Source organism: Embleya sp. NPDC056575 (assembly GCF_042793325.1).
GTDB lineage: Bacteria > Actinomycetota > Actinomycetes > Streptomycetales > Streptomycetaceae > Embleya.
The window spans coordinates 14,589-29,691 of record NZ_JBHTVA010000015.1 but is presented as its reverse complement, the minus strand read 5'-3'; the positions used below and the strand labels follow the sequence as shown (position 1 = coordinate 29,691).

The following is a 15,103-nucleotide window of genomic DNA, read 5'->3' as shown; positions in this document are numbered from 1 at the left end:
GTCTCCCCGAAGACTGGGTGGGATGGATGCGTACCGGGTGAGCGGCGCCGACGGGCGTCGGCGCACATCGCTCGGGTCGATCAGTAGCCGGAGCCGCCACCGCTCGTGGTCGGCGCCTTGCTCGTCTGCGGTGCGCCGGTCGCGGGCGCGCCCGCCTTCTTGCCGTCGGGGGTCACCGCGAACCAAGTCCCGTTCACGCCCTGGCCCTTGGTGTCGCCGGGCTGAGTGTCGGGCGCGAAGCGGTACACCGGCCAGCCGGCGATGGTGACCTGGGTGCTGCCGTCGCTGCGGGTGACGCTGCCGACGGCGGACTGGTCGACTCCGGTCACGGTGACGCCGCCGGTGGTGGTCACCGGGGGCCACTGGGCGGCGCAGGCGCCGTCGCAGTTCGACTTGGACGGCTTGGCGGTGTCCTTGTCGAAGCGGTACAGGGTGAATCCGTTGCCGTCGGTCACGATCGGGCCGAGCTTGGCGTCGGTGCCCGCCTTCAGGACGGCCTTGCCCACTCCTCCGCTCGCGGCCCCACCGGGTGTGCCGGGCGCGCTCGGCGCGGACTGCGCCGGCTGCGTGGCGGCCGGCGGGGTGGTGCCGGTGGACGTGCCGCTCTTCGAGTCGCCGCCGCAGGCGGACAGACCGAGCCCGAGCGCACCGGCGATGGCGACCGCGGCGAAAGCGCGCGTGCTGAAGACAGACATGGTGAACCCCCGGAAAAAGGTCGATGAATGAGTCGAACTGCCATACGGGGAACGGCTGTTGGTTCCGATCCCGGGCGGGTCGACCGGTGCGCTGCCGGTCGGTGGTGCGTCGACATCCAGCAGTACGGGGGAGGGGTCGAAGAGGGTTCAACGGTCGGGAAAGTTTTTTCGACGAATCCCGACCGGACCCGAAACGGCCCCGGCGAGAATCCTCGCCGGGGCCGAAAAGCGCAGGTCGGCGGCCTACCAGGCGGCCGGCGCGTAGTCCTTGAGAAAGCAGCCGTACAGGTCCTCGCCGGCCTCGCCGCGCACGATCGGGTCGTAGACCCGGGCCGCGCCGTCGACCAGGTCGAGCGGCGCGTGGAAGCCCTCGTCGGCCAGGCGCATCTTCTGCGGGTGCGGACGCTCGTCGGTGATCCAGCCGGTGTCCACGGCGGTCATCAGGATGCCGTCGGACAACATCTCCTCGGCGCTGGTGCGGGTGAGCATGTTCAACGCGGCCTTGGCCATGTTGGTGTGCGGGTGGCCGGGGCCCTTGTAGCCGCGGCTGAACTGGCCCTCCATCGCGGACACGTTGACCACGTACTTCCGCCGCGCCTTGGCCGCCGCCATCGCCGGACGCAACCGGCTGACCAGGACGAACGGAGCGGTCACGTTGCAGAGTTGCACTTCGAGCAGCTCGACCGGGTCCACCTCGTGCACACGCTGCACCCAGCTGTTGACCGGGTCCAGGTCGGGGACCAGGCCGCCCGCGTCGATCGCCGTGCCGGTCTCGATCCGGGCGGGCGAGGCCGAGCCGCTGGTCAGCGCGAGCGCGGTGAGCGCCTGCGGGGTCAGCGCCTGGTCGTCGCCGCGGGACTGGCCGGGCAGCAGCACGTGGCCGCTGCCGCCGACGTGGCCGAACGACACCATCTCCGGCAACTCGCCGGCGGGCAGCGGCGCGGCCTCGGCGGCGGCCAGGGCCGCGTACGCCTGCGGGGTCCGGCGCACCGTCTGCGCGGCGTTGTTGATCAGGATGTCCAGCGGCCCCGCCGCGGCCACCGAATCGGCCAGCGCGACCACCTGGGCCGGGTCGCGCAGGTCTATCCCGGCGATCTTGAGCCGGTGCAGCCAGTCGGCGCTGTCCGGCATCGCGGCGAAGCGGCGGATCGCGTCGTTGGGGAAGCGGGTGGTGATCGTGGTGTGCGCACCGTCGCGCAGCAGGCGCAGCGCGATGTACATGCCGATCTTGGCCCGGCCGCCGGTGAGCAGCGCACGGCGGCCGGTCAGATCGGTGCGCTGGTCGCGGCGGGCCCGGTTGAACGCGGCGCACTCCGGACACAGCTGGTGGTAGAACGCGTCCACCTCGCGGTAGCGCTGCTTGCAGATGTAGCAGGCCCGCGCGCGCTCCAGGACACCGGCGATCTCGGTGGTGGTGACCGTGGTCAGCGCGATCCCCAGCGTCTCGTCGTCGATCCGCCCCGGCGCGCCGGTCGCGGTCGCGGCGGTGACCGCCTCGTCGTTGGCGAGCACCCGGTCCCGGCGCTCCTTGCGGCGGCGCTCCTTGACGCTCTTGTAGATCGCGGCCGTGGCCCGCCGGATCCGCACCGCGTCCGGGTGCTCGACGTCGAGTTCCTCCACCTCGGCGAGCACGCTCAGGCACAACTCCATACGCGCGGGGTCGATCCCCTCCGCCACGCCCGTGTCCGCCTGAATCTCGCTACTCGCTGTCATCGCCGTTGCCGTTTCCTGTGCTCGCCGGTGCCACAAAACCCCGGCGGAACTCTACGTCGTGCCGACACGTGGGCCAATTTTCATCCGGTCCGGGTCGGGCGGTCGGTACGGAAGCGGTGGTCGACGATCGGCGGTCGGTGCGGGCGGGCTCGTCGGCCCGGCGACTTCGCCTCGGCGTCAGGCGCCCTGCGCGTAGCCCTGGGCGACGTGCTCCAGCCACCACTGCGGTGCGGCGTTCATGAGCGTGCCGAAGTCCCAGTAGTCGTGCCAGCGCACGATCAGCCCGTCACGGAACTCGTGCACCGACACGAACGGCAGCACCACCTGCTCGCCGGTCTTCCAGTGCCACTCCTCGGCGTGCTCGGTCACCACCAGGTCGCCCTCGGCGACGGTGCTCTTGTGGTGGTGGATGTAGCCGGTGAGCATGTCCAGGCCCAGTCGCAGCCGGGCCTCGATCGCCGCCGGGCCGGTCGCGCCGGGCCCGGGCGCGGCGACGTCCGTGTAGTGGCCGTCGGCGGCGAAGCAGGCCGCGACCTTGGCGAAGTCGCGGGCGTACAGGTCCTGCCAGAACTGTTCGATCAGCCGCTTGTTCGCGGTCGCGTCACTCATGGCGCGAACACTATGTACGAGCGCCGAAACTGAACAGAGGCAAGGTTTCTCCGAAACCGGGACCGGGACCGGGACCGGGGGCGAACCCCCGGCCGCTCAGGTGCGATCGAGCAGGAGCACGGTCAGCAGCGGCGCGTTCGGCCAGGCCGGGCGCAGGTCGCAGAGCACGTGGTAGCCCCAGCGCTCGTACAGCGCCAACACCCTGGGATGGGTCGGGTCGACCAGCAGCGTCACCCGCTGCTCGGTGCGGGCGGCGAGCAGCCGGTCGTGGATCACCCGCGCCGCGCCCGAGCCCCGCCACGGTTCGCGCACCATCAACTCGTTGAGCGCGAAGGTACGCCGCCCGTCCTCCTCGATGTCCACCGCCGGCACCGGCTCGGTCAGCCCGACCCACCAGCGCGCGCCGGGCTGGAGGGTGTAGCCGAACGCGTAGCCGACCGGGATGTCCCGACTCCACCCGATCACACACTCGAACCCCGGCGAGGCGGCGTACGCGGCCAACCGTTCGGCGAAGGCGTCCACCGACTGGAACGGCTGCGCCGACTCGGCCGCGTACACCTCGGCGTAGACGTCGAGCAGCACCTTTCGGATCTCGTCGAGGTCGCCGCCGCGGTGGTGGGTCAGCTCGATCTCGGTCGCCACGCTTCCTCCCGGTCGGGGTGATCCGTCCCCGAGAGGGGACTTTCCCCGGGGCACCTCGAACCACGCCCGCACGGTGATCCTGATGGGCCGTCAAAAGCCGTTCGGGGGCCAGAAATACTCGACGCGGACGGGCCGGTCGTGATCCCCTGCTCGGATGGTTGACCCCCTCCACGAACGTGATCTCGCCCGACCCGCCCTCGACCTGGTGGCCCGGGCCGCCGGGCGCTACCTGGAGGCGCTGCCCGAACTGCCGGTCCGTGACGCGGCCGCCGACGTGGTGTTCGACCGGCTGGGCGGCCCGCTGCCCGAGCGCGGCGACGGCACCCTGGCCGGCATCGAGGAACTCCTCGACATCGGAACGCGCGGCGCGACCCAGTCCTCGGGACCCCGGTTCTTTCACCTCGTCGTGGGCGGGGCCACCCCCGCCGCGCAGGCCGGCGACTGGGTCACCGGACTGCTCGACCAGCCCGCGGGCCTGTGGATCGCGTCACCGCTGGCGACCGAGGCCGAGACGGTGGTGCTCGGTTGGCTCAAGGACCTGTTCGGGCTGCCCGACACGTACGGCGGGGTACTCACGCCCAGCGCCACGTTCGCCAACCTCACCGCGCTCGCCTGCGCGCGCCACTGGTGGGCGGCGCAACACGGCGTGGACGTCACCGCCGACGGGCTGGCCGGGTTGCCGACCATGCCGGTCCTGGCGAGCGGCTACATACATCCCAGCAACCGCAAGGCGCTGCAGATCCTCGGCTGCGGGCGGGATACGGTCCACATCTGCGCGCGTGACGACGCCGGTCGGGTGGACATCGACGCGATGGAGCGGGCGCTGATCGAGATCGACGGGCCCGCGGTGCTGATCGCCTCGGCGGGCGAGGTGAACACCGGCGACTTCGACCCGATCGACGCGCTCGCCGACCTGGCCCGACGCTATGGCGCCTGGCTGCATGTGGACGGCGCCTTCGGGCTGTTCGCCGGCGTCTCGCCCCGACTCGCCCACCTGACGCACGGCGTCGAGCGGGCGCACTCGGTGGCCGCCGACGGGCACAAATGGCTGAACGTGCCCTACGAGAGCGGCTTCGTGTTCGTGCGCGACGCGGAGATGCTCGGCCGGGCGTTCGGGTCCTGGAACGCCCCGTACCTGCCGGAGACCGGGGACACGCACCTCGACTACAACCGGCTCGGGCCCGAATCCTCGCGCCGCGCCCGGGCGTTGCCGATCTGGGCCACGCTGCGCGCGTACGGTCGGTCCGGCTACCGGGAGATGATCGAACGCCACCACGACCTCGCCTGCCGGCTCGGCGAACTGGTCGAGGAGGCACCCGAGTTGGAACTGCTCGCGCCGGTGAAGCTGTGCGTGGTGTGCTTGCGTTACCGACCGGCCGAGTCGGGCCCGGACGCGCGCGCCGAACCGTTCACCGAGGCCGAGCTGGACGAGTTGAACCGGCGCCTGGGGGCCGAGCTGAACGAGGACGGCCGGGTGTACGTGGGCACCACCGTGTACCGGGGGCGGGTGGCGCTGCGCCCGGCGATCGTGAACTGGCGCACGTCGGCGGCCGATATCGATCTGCTCGCGGCCGTGGTGCGGGAGATCGGCGCCCGGGTGGCGGCCGAGTCGCGCGGTGGAAGGCCCGCGGGCGACGAGGCGTAGCGCCGCGAGGGGGGCGCGGCGATCCGGGCGCGAGGTCGAAACGATTCCGCGTAGGGGTCCGGGTGGGCGAATGGGGGGAGTACTTTGAGGAGACCGAGGGCACCTCGTATGCCGTTTGTCCGTGCCGGCGTCGTCTGCGGTGATTCGGACATTCGAGCACCAGGCCGACCGGAGGATTCGAACGCATGTACTCACAGCACTCGATCGCTGGACACCGCCGAAGCCCCCGCCCCACGGTCGAGATGACCTACGGCCTGGCCTGCACGATGTGCGGGCGCGATCTGCGCGCCCCCGCCGAGAAGCCGGCGCCCGACGCGGTGCCGGTCGGCCACGTCGAGGAGCGGCAGACCTTCGCCTGTCGGGGCGTGTGCGCGCGCCTGGCGAGCGGTTCGGCCGACGGCATCGCCGAGGAGCCGGTGCCTCTGGCGGAGCGGATCGCGGCGTTCCCCACGACCTGAGCGCACCGGCCGGCGTCGCGACTCGCCGAGTCGCGGTAGCGGAGACGCCCGAAGCCGGGACGCCGGGGGAGCCGCCGGCCGGGCCCGCGTCAGGCGCTGGTGCGTTTGCGGGTGGTCTTCTTGGCGGCGGCCTTCTTCGCGGTCGACGCCGACTTGCCCTTCCCGGACGAGCCCCCCGCCGACGTCTTCTTCGCGGCCGACTTGCGGGCCGCGCCCTTCTTCGCGGGGGCCCGGCCGTGGCTGCGGTTGGCCGCCTCGACGCTCGCGGTCAGCGCGGCCATCAGGTCGACCACGTTGTCCGGCGTCGCGGCGGCCTCCTCGCCCCCCTCCACCGGCTCGGCGCCCTCCAGTCGGGCGACCACCAGCGAGTCGAGTGCCTCCTTGTAGTCGTCGTGCAGCGACTGGATGTCGAAGTCCTCACTGAGCGTGTCCATCAGCGAGGTCGCCATCTTCAGCTCCTGCGGCCGGATGTCGAACTTGCCCTCGGGGGCCAGTCCATCCGCCGCGCGCACCTCGTCCGGCCACAACATGGTCTGCAGGATCAGGATGTCGTCGTGCACCCGCAGCAGGGCCAGGCTCTCCCGGGTGCGCAGGGTGATCTTGGTGACGGCGGACTTGCCGGCCTTGGTCAGCGCCTCGCGCAGCAGCACGTACGGCTTTGCCGCGGCCGGGGTCGCGGTCTGGAGGTAGTACGCCTTGGAGAGCATCAGCGGATCGATCTCGTCGTCGGCCACGAACGCGAGCACGTCGATGACCTTCTTGCTGGGCAGCGGCAACTCCGCCATGTCGGCGTCGGTGAGCACCGCCTGCCGGCCGTCGGGCGCCTGGTACGCCTTGGCGATCTCCTTGTACGGGACCTCGCGCTCCTCCAACTCGCAGTAGCGCTTGAGCCGGATCCGGCCGCCGTCCGTCTCGTGCACCTGGTGCAGGGACACGTTGTGTTCCTCGGTGGCGGGGAAGAGTTGGACCGGGATGCTCACCAGTCCGAACGTGATCGCGCCTTTCCAGCTGCTGCGCATCGGCTCTCCAGAATCGCGAGGCGGGCATGGTCCGCTGTGGTACGTCTTTGCTCCGATGTGCCACAAAATGCATCGAAAACGGGCACGAGGGGACCTTTACCGTATGCCGGACCGCATCGCCACGACAGTCGACGGACGCACCCTGACCCTCTCCCACCTCGACAAGGTCTGGTGGCCCGGGACCGGGTACACCAAGGGCCAGGCGCTGGACTACTACGCGAAGGTGGCCCCCGTGCTGCTTCCGCACGTCGCCGGACGCGCCGCCTCGTTCATCCGCCTCCCCGACGGCGTCGAGGGCACGACCCGGTTCTACGCCAAGCATGTGCCGCCCGGTGCGCCCGAGTGGGTGAGCACGATCGAGGTGGTCGGGCACGAGGAGACCAGGCGACAGGTCGACGTCGACTCCCTGGCCACGCTGATGTGGGCGGCCAACCTGGCGGCGATCGAGATCCATGTGCCGCAGTGGGGCACCGACCCGGACGCCCACGACCGGCTGGTCCTCGACCTGGACCCGGGGCCCGGCGCGGGGATGGCCGAGTGTCGCGAGGTCGCGCTGCTGGCCCGGGACGCGCTCACCGAGGATGGGCTGACCTGTGTGGTCAAGACGTCCGGGAGCAAGGGGCTGCACCTGTACGCGGCGCTGGAGCCGACTCCGGAGGCGGCCACGAGCGCCTACGCGAAGGCGCTCGCACAACGCCTGGAACGCGAGCGGCCCGAGCTGGTCGTGCACCGGATGGCCAAGAACCTGCGGGCCGGCCGGGTCTTCGTGGACTGGAGCCAGAACGCCTCCGCCAAGACCACCGCCGCGCCGTACACCCTGCGGGCCGGCCCGGAGCCGACCGTGTCCGCCCCGGTGACCTGGGCCGAGATCGACTCGACCGCGGAGCTGACCTTCGGCCCGGCCGAGGTGCTGGAGCGCGTGGCCCGGGACGGCGACGGCTTCGCGCCGCTGTTGGCGGCGCGGACCACGGGGCGGCTGCCGTGAGGCGCCGCAGTCGTCGTCGCGCGCTCAGTCCTCGGCCAGGTCCGGGCGTAGGCGGTGCCAGACCGGGTGGCGGAGCAGGCCCGCGCGGGTACGGGTGGCGTAGCGGACCTCGCCGACCAGGCGCGGCAGCACCCAGTGGGCGTCGACCAGGACCGGCTCCGGGGTGAACGGGCACTCGTCGATCGCGGACACCCGCAACAGCTCGCCGAGCATGGTCCGCTCGCGATCGGCGAAGCCCGACCCGACCGCGCCGACGAAGCGCAGCAGGCCGGCCTCGCGTACCCCCACGAGCAGCGCGCCGGGCAGGTCGGCCAGCCGGCCGCGACCGGGCAGCCAGCCGCCCACGACCACGTCCAGGGTGTGTGCGTGCCGGATCTTCACCCAGTCCGGCGAGCGCACCCCGGGGGTGTACACCGAATCCAGGCGTTTGCAGACCAGGCCCTCCAGACCCGCCTCCCGGGTGGCCGCGAGGGCGCTCTCGCCGTGTCCGATCAGCGCGGTCGGCGTCGACCAGTGCGATCCGTGCAGGTCCAGCCCTTCGAGCAGGCGGCGTCGCTCCAGGTACGGGCGGTCCACCGTGGTCCGCCGATCCAGGAACAGCACGTCGAAGAGCAGCAGCCGCACGGGCACCACGTCGCGCATCCGGGCCGCCTCGGCGGGGTGGTCGACCAGGCCCATCCGGGACTGCAACCGCTCGAAGTCGCTGTGCCCGTGCCGGTCCGGCGCGACCACCTCGCCGTCCAGGATCGCCGGCCGGGCGCCCAGGACGTCGCGCAACCCCCGCAACTCCGGGTAGGCCGCGGTGATGTCCGCGCCCGAACGGGCCCGGAACGACACCGTTGCGTCGCCCGGGAGGTAGGTGAGGCAGCGTTGACCGTCGAGTTTGGTCTCGTACGCCCAGCGCTCGTCCTCGGCCGGGGGCGGCAGTGTGCCCGGGGTGGCCAGCATGGGCGGGTAGATGGGCAGCTCGGGCATGGGGTGAGCGTGGTCGCGCCGCCGCGGATGTACACCCGGCGTCGCCCGGACGGCGCAGCGGTCGACGACCGGGCCCGGTCTGCGGGCCGGGCCGGGGCGGATCCGGGCAGGGTTCAGACGAGCAGACCGCGTCGGTAGGCCTCGGCGACCGCGGCGGCGCGGTCGCGGACGCCGAGTTTGCCGTACAGGTGCAGCAGGTGGGTCTTGACCGTGGCCTCGCTGACGAACAGGGCCGCCGCGGCCTCCCGGTTGGTGGCGCCGCCGGCGACCAGGCGCAGCACCTCCGACTCGCGCGGACTGAGCACCGCCGGAGCCGGCTCGGGAGCGCGGACCCGGCCCATCACCAGGCCGGCCACCGACGGCGAGAGCACCGCCTGCCCCGCGTGCGCGGCCCGCACCCCGCGTACCAGGTCGTCGCGCGGCGCGTCCTTGAGCAGGTAGCCGGTCGCCCCCGCCTCCACCGCCGGCAGTACGTCGCGGTCGGTGTCGTACGTCGTCAGTACCAACACGCGGACGTCCGGGGCGACCTCGCGCAGGGTCCGGATCGCCTCGACGCCGCCCATCCGGGGCATCCGCAGATCCATCAGCACCACGTCCACCCCGCCCACCCGGACCCGGTCGACCGCCGCCGCGCCGTCGCCCGCCTCGCCGACCACGTCGAAGCCGGGGTCGCCGGCGAAGATGCCGCGCAGGCCGTCCCGGACCACCGGGTGATCGTCGACGATCAGCAGGCGGATCGGGGCCTCGCCGGGGGCGGGGTGGGCGGCGGTCATGCGGGTGTCTCCTTCGGGGTGGTGCCGGGGCCGGCGGCGGGCGGGCCGGTCGGGACGGACACGTTGACCGTGGTGCCCTCGCCGGGGGCGCCCTCGATCGTGACGGTGCCGCCGACCCCGGCCACCCGGTGGCGCATCGCGTGCAGGCCGTAGCCGCCGTTCCGGTCGAGCCGGGGGTCGTCGGTGCGGGGCGGGCCGATGCCGTCGTCGCGGACGTCGAGCAGGACCACGTCGTCCAGGTAGGTCAACGCGACCCCGACGCGGGTGGCGCGGGCGTGCTTCGCGACGTTGGCCAGCGCCTCCTGCGCGGCCCGGAACAGGGCCACCTCGCAGTCCACCGGAAGCGCCCGTACGACGCCGTCGGTCCCGGCGGCGGCCGGCGTGCCGGTGCTCTCGGACCAGCGCGCGACCAACTCGGCGATCGCCTCCGGCAGGTGTACCCGCTCCGCGAGCAGCGCGGGCCGCAACGCCTCGACCGAGCGGCGCGCCTCGTTCAGGCCGTCTCGGGCCAGGTCACGGGCGTGGTCGAGATGCCGCTGCCAGTCGGCCGGTACGCCGCCGTGCCGGCGGGCCTGCTCGTGGGCCGCGCCCAGTTGGGTGACGATGCCCGCCAGGCCCTGCGCGATCGTGTCGTGGATCTCGCCGGCCAGCCGCTGTCGCTCGGCCAGGACACCCGCCTCCCGGGCCTGGTTGAGCAGTTGCGCGTGCAGGCCGGTGTTCTCCCGCAACGCGGTCTCCAGGCGCGCGTTGGCGTCGGCGAGTGCGTCGATGACCTGCTTGCGCTCGTCGTTCTGCACCTGCACGGCGTTGGCGATCAGGACGAGTGCGGACGCGATGATCGCGTTGATCGCGGTGAGCGAGACGTAGAGCGGGAAGTTGCCGACGGTGAACTCGGCGCGTCCGCCCAGCTGGGCCAGGGCGATCACGGCGGCGGTGGCGACGGTGGCCACCGAGCCGAGCCGGCCGAAGCCGAAGCGGCGGGCGTCCACGTAGCCGAGGAATCCGAACACCGCGTACCAGGGGTTGAGCGCGACCAGGACCGCGCTCAATCCCCACTTGACCCAGAAGTAGAGGTGGAACAGGCGCGGTCGCTCCGGGCCGATCGGGCGTCGGCTGTCCATCCACCACGCCCAGGCGCCGGCCACGACGGTCAGGAGCAGGGCGGCCTGGTACTCGCCGGCGGTGCCGTAGCCGTGCGCGACGCTGAGGGTGGCGAGTACGGCCGAGGCGGCGAGGAGGAAGAACGGGGCGAACCTGCGGTAGCGGGCGATCCGCGCGTCGTCGCGCTCGGTGCGGTCCCGGAGAGCGGAGTGCCCGGGGCCGACCCGGCCGGGGGTGTCGTCCGCCGTCGCCACGTCGATCGTTCCTTCCTTCCTCTCTCGCGGGTATGTGCCACCGGGATCCTCCCGGGATCCTCTCACCGGGCCGGGACGCGGTTCGCCCGGGCCGGGTCACTCCCAGCGGAACCAGCGGGCCGAGGCGATGCCGAAGACCAGGGCGTAGCCGGCCAGGACCGGGAGCGCGGAACCGTGTGGCCAGTGACCGGCGGTGGCGTCGCCCAGGGCCCGGACGCCGGCGCCGAGCGGGGTGCAGTCGCCGATCGTGCGCAGCGTGTCCGGCATCTTGGCCCGGGGCAGCCACAGGCCGGCGAAGAACATCGACACGAAGAACAGCACCGCGCCCGCGCCGTTGGCGACCTTGGTGTTGGCGGCGACGGCGGAGACGAACAGCCCGATCGCGAACAGCGCGAGGGCGGTCAGGACGACGGTGACCACGAACGCGAACGGCGCTCGCGGTAGGTGCACGCCGAACGCGAACCGGGCGACCAGGGTGATCACGGCGGTGGCCAGCGTGGCGACCGCGCCGTGGATCAGGATCTGCGCACCCAGCACCCGGCTCGGCGGCAGCGGCGTGGTGGACAACCGACGCAGCACACCCTTCTCCCGGTAGCCGGCCAGCGCCGGCGGCATCGCGTTCAGCGCGAGCATCGCGAAGGTGAAGGCGGTCAGGATCGGGACGTACGCCTCGACCACGCTCTGCCCGTCGAGGTCGTCGCTGTGCTTGCGGGTGCCCGGGATCGAGCCGAGCACGACGAGCAGCACCACGGGAAAGAGCAGCCCCCACAGCAGGCCGACGGGCTCGCGCAGGAACAACCGCAGTTCGGTGCGGGTGACCTGGGCCAGGAGGCCGCGCGCGGGGCGGCGGGGGGTGAGGGTGATGGGCGCGGGGGTGGTCGCGGTGGACATGCGGGCTCCCGAGTGGGGGTGGTGGGGGTGGTGGTCAGCGTTGGTCGAAGGTTCGGGCGCCTGTGTCGGGGCCGGTATCGGTGCCGGTGTCGGTGCCGGTGTCGGTCAGTGCCAGGTAGGCGTCGTCCAGGTCGGGGCTGTCCACGCGCAGGTTCTCGGCGATCACGCCGGCGCGGGCGAGCAGCGCGGTGACGCCGGTGAGTACGTCCGGGCCGCCGGTGATCACGATCCGGTCGTCGATCTCGGTCAGTTCCCGGACCTGGGGGAGCGCGGCGAGGTCGACGCGCAACTCCGGGGTGAGCGGGGTCCGGGGGCGGAAGCGCACGATCTGGTGGCGGACGACCCGTTCGATCAGCGCCTGCGGGGTGTCGAGGGCGACGATCCGGCCGCCGTCGAGCACCGCGACGCGGTCGCAGAGCCGTTCGGCCTCCTCCATGAAGTGGGTGACCAGGAGCACCGTCACCCCCGCGTCGCGGATCTCCTCCACCAGCGACCAGGTGTCCCGGCGGGCCTGCGGGTCGAGTCCGGTGGTGAGTTCGTCCAGGATCACTACGCGCGGCGCGCCGATCAGCGCGAGGGCGATGGACAACCGCTGCTGGAGGCCGCCGGAGAGCTTGGCGTACGGGGCGCGCAGATGCGCGTCGAGGCCGAGCCGGGCGAGCAGCGGGCCCGGCTCGATCGGGGAGCGGTGGCAGGCGGCGTACAGCTCGATCGCCTCGCCCACCCGCAACTTGTCCGGCAGCGCGCTCTGTTGCAGCTGCACGCCGAGCACGTGCCGCACCTCGTCGCGTTGTGTCCGAGGGTCGAGCCCGAGCACCCGCGCCGTACCACCGTCGGGCCGGCGCAACCCGGTCACGCACTCGACCGTGGTGGTCTTGCCGGCTCCGTTGGGACCGACCAGACCGAAGATCTCGCCGACGTCGACGCTGAAGGAGACGTCCCGCAGGACGGACTTGCCGGGGTAGGACTTGCTCAACCCCTCGACACGCACCGCTTCGACATTCGCCATGGTGGCCGACCACTCCCCGCACTCCGAGCCGACCTCGTGCCGGCCCCTACGAGAATGCGACCGAGGCAGGCGCCCCCGAATCCACCGACGAGCCGCACTCACCACAGTCCCCGGTGGACCCCCATCCACCGATCGGTGGATGGCCGGAAGGCCAAAGGGGACCGCCACGCTTTTCGTCGCGGGAGACGCGAAGGGCAACACCGACGCGACCTGGAGCCGCACACTCGGCAGCCGGTGGCGGTACAGCCCGGATCGCCACCGGCCGCCGAGGCGACGAACACGACGCGGAACCGGCCCTGTTGCCTGGTCGGGTGATGGCGGCGGAGGAGAGGATGCCGGGCCGGATGGGATGCTTCCGGCGGGCGTTTGCGCTTGTGGTTGCGGGACCGGCTGGTGCGGGGTTGGTCCGGGTTGGGGGGTTGGCCGCTGTCGGTGTGGGCTTCGGGGTGTGGGGTTTTGTCGGGGCGGGGGCCTGGGTCGGGGGAAGGGCGACCTGCGGCGGGTGGCCGGGGTGGGGGGTCGGGTTGGGTTCCGCCGGGCTTGCGTTCGCGGGTGGGTCGGGTTTGTTTCGGCGTGCGTTGTGCTTGTGGTTGCGGGACCGGCTGGTGCGGGGTTGGTCTGAGTCGGTGGTGGGCCGCCGGGCGACGTGTGGGCTTCGGGGTGTGGGGTTTCGTCGGGGCGGGGGCCTGGGTCGGGGGAAAAGCGACCTGCGGCGGGTGGCCGGGGAGGGGGTCGGGTTGGGTTCCGCCGGGCTTGCGTTCGCGGGTGGGTCGGGTTGTTGCGGCGTGCGTTGCGGCTTTGGTTGCGGGCCGGCTGGTGCGGGGCTGGTCTGAGTCCGTGATGGGCCGCTGCCGGTGTCCGGGGCTCCGCGCCTTCGGCTCCCGACGAGGCGGGCGCGTTGGTTGGCGAAAACCGGCCGGCAGCGGGAGGGCGGTCGGGTTGAGTCCTCCGAGGAGCCCTTCCTGCTGGGTTGGGACGTTTTCGGGGGTGTTTGGAGGGGAGTTGGGGTTCGAAACCGGATCGCGGTGGGTGGTTGTGGGCTTCGGGCTTCGGTGACCTGCGGTTTTGTGGGGTCGGGATGGAAAGTCGGGTGTCGAGTGCCGGTTTCGTGCGCTCCGGCCTCCTCAAGACCGCCGTGGAGACCGAAACTGCCCGGTCGGGGTCGGCTTCGGGCGCTGCGATCTCGCAGAGGCTGTCGAGCCAACCGAAAGTGCCCAGTGGGAGCCGAAACCGGATCCCGAAGCACACGAAAAAGCTTCCCTCCCCGCTGACCTGCGGTTTTCTCTCGCGCCGAGACCACAGCACCCGACGCCGTCCGGTTTCGTGAACTCCCGCCCCCACACAAGCCCACCGCACCTCGAAACGCCCTGCCCAACCCACTCGGGAACGCAAGCCCGGCGGAACCCGACCCGACCCCCTCCCCGGCCACCCGCCGCAGGTCGCCCTTCCCCCGACCCGGGCCCCCGCCCCGACGAAACCCCACACCCCGAAGCCCACACCGACGGCGGCCCACCACCGCCTCTGACCAGCCCCGGACCAGCCGGTCCCGCAACCACAAGCACAACGCACGCCGAAACAAACCCGACCCACCCGCGAACGCAAGCCCGGCGGAACCCGACCCGACCCCCTCCCCGGCCACCCGCCGCAGGTCGCCCTTCCCCCGACCCAGGCCCCCGCCCCGACAAAACCCCACACCCCGAACCCCCCACCCAGACAGCGGCCCACCACCGACTCTGACCAGCCCCGGACCGGTCATCACGCAACCAAGAGCGCAACGCGCGCCGGGAGCGCCCGGCCCACTGGGGAACGCCACCCGGAGGACTCGACCGGACCGCCCTCCCTCCCTGCCGCTGCCGGCCGGTTTTCGCCAACCAACACGCTCGCCTCGCCGGGCGCCCCAAGGCTCGGAGCCCCATGACCAGCCCCACGACCAGCCCCATGACCAGCCCCATGACCAGCCCCACGACCAGCCCCGCGACCAGCCCCGCAGCAGCCACCCGCAGCCATGAGCGCAACGCGTGTCGGACGCAGCCGAGTTGCCCAAAGGTGCCGGAACCCGAGCAACCCCTGCGCCCGCCTGCCCCACAAGCTCAGCGCGGGCCTGGGGGTTCGTAGCGCGGCCGGTGGGTTGGGGTGTGGGGCCGGGTTGGGTCTGGGCGATGCTTGTGGGAGTCCAGCCTTTGCAACCGGCGTAACGGGTGGGCGGGTGGGCAACGCCTGCCCGGCCGGGGCGCCCCCCCCCCCCCCCCCCCCCCCCCCCCCGGCGGGGGGCCCCCCCCCCCCCCCCCAAGGCGGGCTTAGGGTTGAGAAAAAAAAAGAAAAAAACCCCACACC

General features: G+C 72.4%; 13 protein-coding genes. 3 read left to right on the top strand and 10 right to left on the bottom strand.

Features of this window, described 5'->3' with window-relative positions; translation table 11 throughout:
• Positions 1 to 80: 80 nt before the first annotated feature.
• From ACFRCG_RS14165 to ACFRCG_RS14150, 4 genes are all read right to left on the bottom strand, one after another.
• Positions 81 to 695 carry a hypothetical protein gene (locus tag ACFRCG_RS14165; protein ID WP_380031315.1) on the bottom strand — a complete coding sequence of 205 codons (615 nt, stop codon included), beginning with the start codon at positions 693 to 695 and terminating at the stop codon, positions 81 to 83.
• 243 nt (positions 696 to 938) lie between these two features.
• Positions 939 to 2,408, bottom strand: coding sequence for an SDR family NAD(P)-dependent oxidoreductase (locus ACFRCG_RS14160; RefSeq protein WP_379998217.1), 1,470 nt, complete (start codon positions 2,406 to 2,408; stop codon positions 939 to 941).
• A 177-nt stretch (positions 2,409 to 2,585) separates the two neighbouring features.
• Complete coding sequence (locus tag ACFRCG_RS14155; RefSeq protein WP_380031314.1) at positions 2,586 to 3,017, bottom strand: nuclear transport factor 2 family protein; 432 nt, start codon at positions 3,015 to 3,017, stop codon at positions 2,586 to 2,588.
• A gap of 96 nt (positions 3,018 to 3,113) precedes the next feature.
• Entirely contained in the window at positions 3,114 to 3,659 is a 546-nt protein-coding gene (locus ACFRCG_RS14150; RefSeq protein WP_380031312.1) for a GNAT family N-acetyltransferase, read from the bottom strand.
• Positions 3,660 to 3,813: 154 nt separating this feature from the next.
• On the opposite strand from ACFRCG_RS14150, the gene ACFRCG_RS14145 reads away from it, so the two are divergent.
• Complete coding sequence (locus tag ACFRCG_RS14145; protein WP_380031310.1) at positions 3,814 to 5,304, top strand: pyridoxal phosphate-dependent decarboxylase family protein; 1,491 nt, start codon at positions 3,814 to 3,816, stop codon at positions 5,302 to 5,304.
• Between the two features lie 185 nt (positions 5,305 to 5,489).
• Positions 5,490 to 5,762, top strand: coding sequence for a hypothetical protein (locus ACFRCG_RS14140; protein WP_380031308.1), 273 nt, complete (start codon positions 5,490 to 5,492; stop codon positions 5,760 to 5,762).
• 89 nt (positions 5,763 to 5,851) lie between these two features.
• Here ACFRCG_RS14140 and ACFRCG_RS14135 read toward each other — a convergent pair whose 3' ends face one another.
• Complete coding sequence (locus ACFRCG_RS14135) at positions 5,852 to 6,781, bottom strand: Ku protein (RefSeq protein ID WP_380031307.1); 930 nt, start codon at positions 6,779 to 6,781, stop codon at positions 5,852 to 5,854.
• Positions 6,782 to 6,884: 103 nt separating this feature from the next.
• Here ACFRCG_RS14135 and ligD point away from each other — a divergent pair, with 103 nt between their 5' ends.
• Positions 6,885 to 7,766, top strand: coding sequence for a non-homologous end-joining DNA ligase (gene ligD, locus ACFRCG_RS14130; protein WP_380031305.1), 882 nt, complete (start codon positions 6,885 to 6,887; stop codon positions 7,764 to 7,766).
• A 24-nt stretch (positions 7,767 to 7,790) separates the two neighbouring features.
• Here the strand turns inward: ligD and ACFRCG_RS14125 are convergent, their stop codons facing one another.
• The 5 genes from ACFRCG_RS14125 to ACFRCG_RS14105 form a co-directional block, all read right to left on the bottom strand.
• Positions 7,791 to 8,741, bottom strand: a complete 951-nt coding sequence (locus ACFRCG_RS14125) for an ATP-dependent DNA ligase (protein ID WP_380031303.1) — start codon at positions 8,739 to 8,741, stop codon at positions 7,791 to 7,793.
• 113 nt (positions 8,742 to 8,854) lie between these two features.
• Positions 8,855 to 9,514, bottom strand: a complete 660-nt coding sequence (locus ACFRCG_RS14120) for a response regulator (RefSeq protein ID WP_380031300.1) — start codon at positions 9,512 to 9,514, stop codon at positions 8,855 to 8,857.
• Positions 9,511 to 10,869, bottom strand: coding sequence for a sensor histidine kinase (locus ACFRCG_RS14115; protein ID WP_380031297.1), 1,359 nt, complete (start codon positions 10,867 to 10,869; stop codon positions 9,511 to 9,513). Before ACFRCG_RS14115 ends, ACFRCG_RS14120 begins: the two co-directional genes overlap by 4 nt.
• A gap of 96 nt (positions 10,870 to 10,965) precedes the next feature.
• Complete coding sequence (locus ACFRCG_RS14110; RefSeq protein ID WP_380031295.1) at positions 10,966 to 11,760, bottom strand: ABC transporter permease; 795 nt, start codon at positions 11,758 to 11,760, stop codon at positions 10,966 to 10,968.
• A 34-nt stretch (positions 11,761 to 11,794) separates the two neighbouring features.
• Positions 11,795 to 12,769 carry an ABC transporter ATP-binding protein gene (locus ACFRCG_RS14105; protein ID WP_380031292.1) on the bottom strand — a complete coding sequence of 325 codons (975 nt, stop codon included), beginning with the start codon at positions 12,767 to 12,769 and terminating at the stop codon, positions 11,795 to 11,797.
• Positions 12,770 to 15,103: the final 2,334 nt, after the last annotated feature.

Coding starts and splice junctions, on each gene's coding strand:
- ACFRCG_RS14155 (WP_380031314.1), bottom strand. CDS start 3,017: ATGAGTGACGCGACCGCGAACAAGCGGCTGATCGAACAGTTCTGGCAG.
- ACFRCG_RS14135 (WP_380031307.1), bottom strand. CDS start 6,781: ATGCGCAGCAGCTGGAAAGGCGCGATCACGTTCGGACTGGTGAGCATC.
- ACFRCG_RS14125 (WP_380031303.1), bottom strand. CDS start 8,741: ATGCCCGAGCTGCCCATCTACCCGCCCATGCTGGCCACCCCGGGCACA.
- ACFRCG_RS14160 (WP_379998217.1), bottom strand. CDS start 2,408: ATGACAGCGAGTAGCGAGATTCAGGCGGACACGGGCGTGGCGGAGGGG.
- ACFRCG_RS14165 (WP_380031315.1), bottom strand. CDS start 695: ATGTCTGTCTTCAGCACGCGCGCTTTCGCCGCGGTCGCCATCGCCGGT.
- ACFRCG_RS14105 (WP_380031292.1), bottom strand. CDS start 12,769: ATGGCGAATGTCGAAGCGGTGCGTGTCGAGGGGTTGAGCAAGTCCTAC.
- ligD (WP_380031305.1), top strand. CDS start 6,885: ATGCCGGACCGCATCGCCACGACAGTCGACGGACGCACCCTGACCCTC.
- ACFRCG_RS14145 (WP_380031310.1), top strand. CDS start 3,814: ATGGTTGACCCCCTCCACGAACGTGATCTCGCCCGACCCGCCCTCGAC.
- ACFRCG_RS14120 (WP_380031300.1), bottom strand. CDS start 9,514: ATGACCGCCGCCCACCCCGCCCCCGGCGAGGCCCCGATCCGCCTGCTG.
- ACFRCG_RS14110 (WP_380031295.1), bottom strand. CDS start 11,760: ATGTCCACCGCGACCACCCCCGCGCCCATCACCCTCACCCCCCGCCGC.
- ACFRCG_RS14140 (WP_380031308.1), top strand. CDS start 5,490: ATGTACTCACAGCACTCGATCGCTGGACACCGCCGAAGCCCCCGCCCC.